This is a genomic window from Burkholderia sp. Se-20373 (genome assembly GCF_017104705.1).
Lineage (GTDB): Bacteria > Pseudomonadota > Gammaproteobacteria > Burkholderiales > Burkholderiaceae > Burkholderia.
This window is the reverse complement of record NZ_JAAGPH010000286.1, coordinates 1-3550: the sequence shown is the minus strand read 5'-3', so window position 1 is coordinate 3550 and position 3550 is coordinate 1. Positions and strand designations below refer to the sequence as shown.

The following is a 3550-nucleotide window of genomic DNA, read 5'->3' as shown; positions in this document are numbered from 1 at the left end:
TGCGGAGCCGGCAGCGCGGCGACTGGCGCCGCATCGAAACGCGGCTCCGACGTCAGCGCCGGCGCGGGCTCATGCGCGACCGGCCGCCCGACACCGCGCGACGGCGCGAGCACGATGCCGCCCATCACGCGCCAGCCCGACACGATCGCCTTCATCTGGCGCGTCTGCTCCTCGAGCGACGCCGCCGCGGCAGCCGCCTGCTCGACGAGCGCCGCGTTCTGCTGCGTGACCGAATCCATCTGGCCGACCGCGCGGTTGACCTGCTCGATGCCGGTCGACTGCTCGTCCGACGCGGCACTGATCTCGCCCATGATGTCCGTCACGCGGCGCACGGCCTGCACGATCTCGTCCATCGTCGTGCCGGCGCGCGACACGAGCGCCGACCCGCTTTCGACCTTCTCGGCCGAATCGCCGATCAGCTGCTTGATTTCCTTCGCGGCGCTCGCGCTGCGCTGCGCGAGCGAGCGCACCTCGCCCGCGACCACCGCGAAGCCGCGGCCCTGTTCGCCCGCACGCGCGGCTTCGACCGCCGCGTTCAGCGCGAGGATGTTGGTCTGGAACGCGATGCCTTCGATCGTGCCGATGATGTCGACGACCTTGCCCGAGCTCGCCGCGATGTCCTGCATCGTCGACACGACCTGGCCGACCACCTCGCCGCCCTGCGTCGCGATGTCCGATGCGTTCACCGCGAGCTGGCTGGCCTGCCGCGCGTTTTCCGCGTTCTGCCGCACGGTGCCCGTCAGCTGCTCCATGCTCGACGCGGTTTCCTGCAGCGACGCGGCCTGCTCCTCGGTGCGTTGCGACAGGTCGGTGTTGCCGGTCGAGATCTCGCGCGCGCCGACGTCGATCGACTCGGTACCGCGATGCACGGCCTGCACCATCGTCGTGACGGCGTCCTGCATCCGCTTGATGCCGCCGAACAGGCGGCCGATCTCGTTGGTGCTGAACACGTTGACCGGCTGCGTGAGGTCGCCGCCGGCGATGCGCTCGAAGTGCGCGATCGCGTCTTCCAGCGGCTGCACGATCAGCCCGCGCAGCGCGAAGCGGATCGCGATCACGACGACGAACGCGATCGCGATGCCCGCCGCGATCAGCCCGATCATCAGCGAGATCTGCGATTGCGTCGTGGCCTGGCGATCTTCCGCGCGCTTCTGCAGCGACGCGACCACGGCCGCCGCGGCCTGGTCGTACGCGACGAACATCGGGCTGATCTTGGTATCGGCGACCGCGTGGTACGCGGCCATGTCGCCCGCGCGCGCGGCCGCGAACTCGGGCTCGACGCCTTCCTTCACGATCGTCGCGTAGCGGGCGGCCAGCTCGTCGACGAGCGCCTGCTCGATACCGAGCTTCGGCGTCGCCTGGAACGCCTGCCAGTTCTGGTTCGACTTCGCGTACAGCTCCTGCGCGCGGTCGAGCACCTTGGCCGCTTCGGCCGTGTTGCCGGCTTCCGTCAGCGAGCGGAAGCGGTCGAGCGACACGCGCGCGCGCAGCAGGTACGACGACGTATCGTCGAGCGAGTGGATTGCCGGCAGGTCGACGTGCGCGATCGCGTCGAGCGAGCGGCTCGCGTGATTCAGCGCGACCAGGCCGAGCCCGCCGACGGCTGCGGCCAGCGCCACGAGGATGAGTCCGACCGCCGTGAGCGTCGTGCGGATCGACCAGTTTTGCAACATTGCAGATTCTCCCGAAATTCCTGCGCGCGCGGCGCGCTTACCCGCCGAGCGTCTCGATCAGCGCCATTTCACGGCTCGACATCAGCTTCTCGATGTCCATCAGGATCAGCATCCGGCCGTCGACCGTGCCGAGGCCCGTCAGGTACTCGGTCGTCAGCGTCGCGCCGAATTCCGGCGCCGGCATGATCTGGTCGGTCTGCAGCGTCAGCACGTCCGACACGCCGTCGACCACCATCCCGACCACGCGATGCGCGACGTTCAGGATGATCACGACGGTCTGGTGGTCGTACTCGACGCGGCCGAGATGGAACTTGATCCGCATGTCGACGATCGGCACGATGATCCCGCGCAGGTTGATCACGCCCTTGATGAACTCCGGCGCGTTCGCGATGCGCGTGACGCTGTCGTAGCCGCGGATTTCCTGCACCTTCAGGATGTCGATCCCGTATTCCTCGTCGCCGAGCGTGAACACGAGGAATTCCTGGCCCGTCGCGTCGCCTTGTTCCGCGTCGCGGCGGCTCGTCGCCGCGTTCGCCGCGGCCGGATTGATCATTTGGACTTCAGCAGACACGTTTGCCCCCAATCGGTTGAATGGCGAGTGACATCAGAACATCGCGAGCTCGGCGCCGGCACGGGCGCCGTGCATCGCACGGGTTTCACGGTTCAGCGCCGCGACGTCGACGATCAGCGCGACGCTGCCGTCGCCGAGGATGGTCGCCGCCGAGATGCCGTGCACCTTGCGGTAATTGGTTTCGAGGTTCTTCACGACCACCTGCTGCTGGCCGACCAGCTCGTCGATCAGCATCGCGAAGCGGCGCCCCTCGGTTTCCATGATCGTGACGATCCCTTGCGTCGGGTCGGTGCGCGCGTCGTCGACCGAGAACACCTCGTGCAGCGCGACGAGCGGCAGGTATTCGCCGCGTACGCGCACCACGCGCTCGCCGTTGCCGACCGTGTAGATGTCGTCGTTCGACGGCTGCAGCGACTCCATCACGAAGTTCAGCGGCAGGATGAAGATCTCGTTGCCGACCTTCACCGACATGCCGTCGAGGATCGCGAGCGTCAGCGGCAGCACGATCCGCGTGGTCGTGCCGCGGCCGGCCACCGACGTGATTTCCACGTGGCCGCCCATCGACTGGATGTTGCGCTTCACGACGTCCATCCCGACGCCGCGGCCCGACACGTCGGTCACCGTCTCGGCGGTCGAGAAGCCCGGCGCGAAGATCAGCTGCCAGACTTCGTCGTCGCTGATGTTGTCGGACACCTGCATGCCCTGTTTCGCGGCCTTCGCGAGGATCCGCTCGCGGTTCAGGCCCGCGCCGTCGTCGCTCACCTCGATCACGATGTTGCCGCCGTGATGCGCGGCCGACAGCACGAGCTGGCCCACGGCGTCCTTGCCGGCGGCCACGCGCTTGTCGACCGTCTCGATCCCGTGGTCGAGGCTGTTGCGCACGAGGTGGGTCAGCGGATCGATGATCCGTTCGATCAGGCTCTTGTCGAGCTCGGTCGCCTGGCCGAACGTGACGAGCTCGACCTGCTTGCCGAGCTTGCCGGCGAGGTCGCGCACGAGACGCGGGAAGCGGCTGAACACGTAGTCCATCGGCATCATGCGGATCGACATCACGGCTTCCTGCAGGTCGCGCGCGTTGCGCTCGAGCTGCGCCATCCCGTTGAACAGGCGGTCGTGCAGCGCCGGATCGAACGCGCTCGCGGTTTCCGCGAGCATCGCCTGCGTGATCACGAGCTCGCCGACCAGGTTGATCAGCTGGTCGACCTTCTCGACACCGACGCGGATCGAGCTGCCTTCGGCGCCCGATGCCGCGGCGGCGGCCGGGCGCGCGCGCTTGTCGTCGTGATGCGCGGCGGCCTGCGGCGCA

At 68.2% G+C, this 3550-nt stretch carries 3 protein-coding genes; all 3 read right to left on the bottom strand.

The features are described 5' to 3' along the window. Positions 1-1673 (bottom strand): methyl-accepting chemotaxis protein (locus G3N96_RS37955; protein WP_241023026.1); only part of this gene is annotated, 1673 nt, incomplete at its 3' end. 37 nt (positions 1674-1710) lie between these two features. Further along, the gene (gene cheW, locus G3N96_RS37950) at positions 1711-2226 is read right to left on the bottom strand and encodes a chemotaxis protein CheW (protein ID WP_043185043.1); all 516 of its coding nucleotides are present in this window, start codon (positions 2224-2226) and stop codon (positions 1711-1713) included. Between the two features lie 51 nt (positions 2227-2277). Continuing rightward, a partial coding sequence (locus G3N96_RS37945; RefSeq protein WP_206140415.1) for a chemotaxis protein CheW occupies positions 2278-3550 on the bottom strand: 1273 nt, incomplete at its 5' end.

Excerpts from the sequence above, each read along its gene's own strand:
- cheW (WP_043185043.1), bottom strand. The coding sequence starts at position 2,226 with ATGATCAATCCGGCCGCGGCGAACGCGGCGACGAGCCGCCGCGACGCG.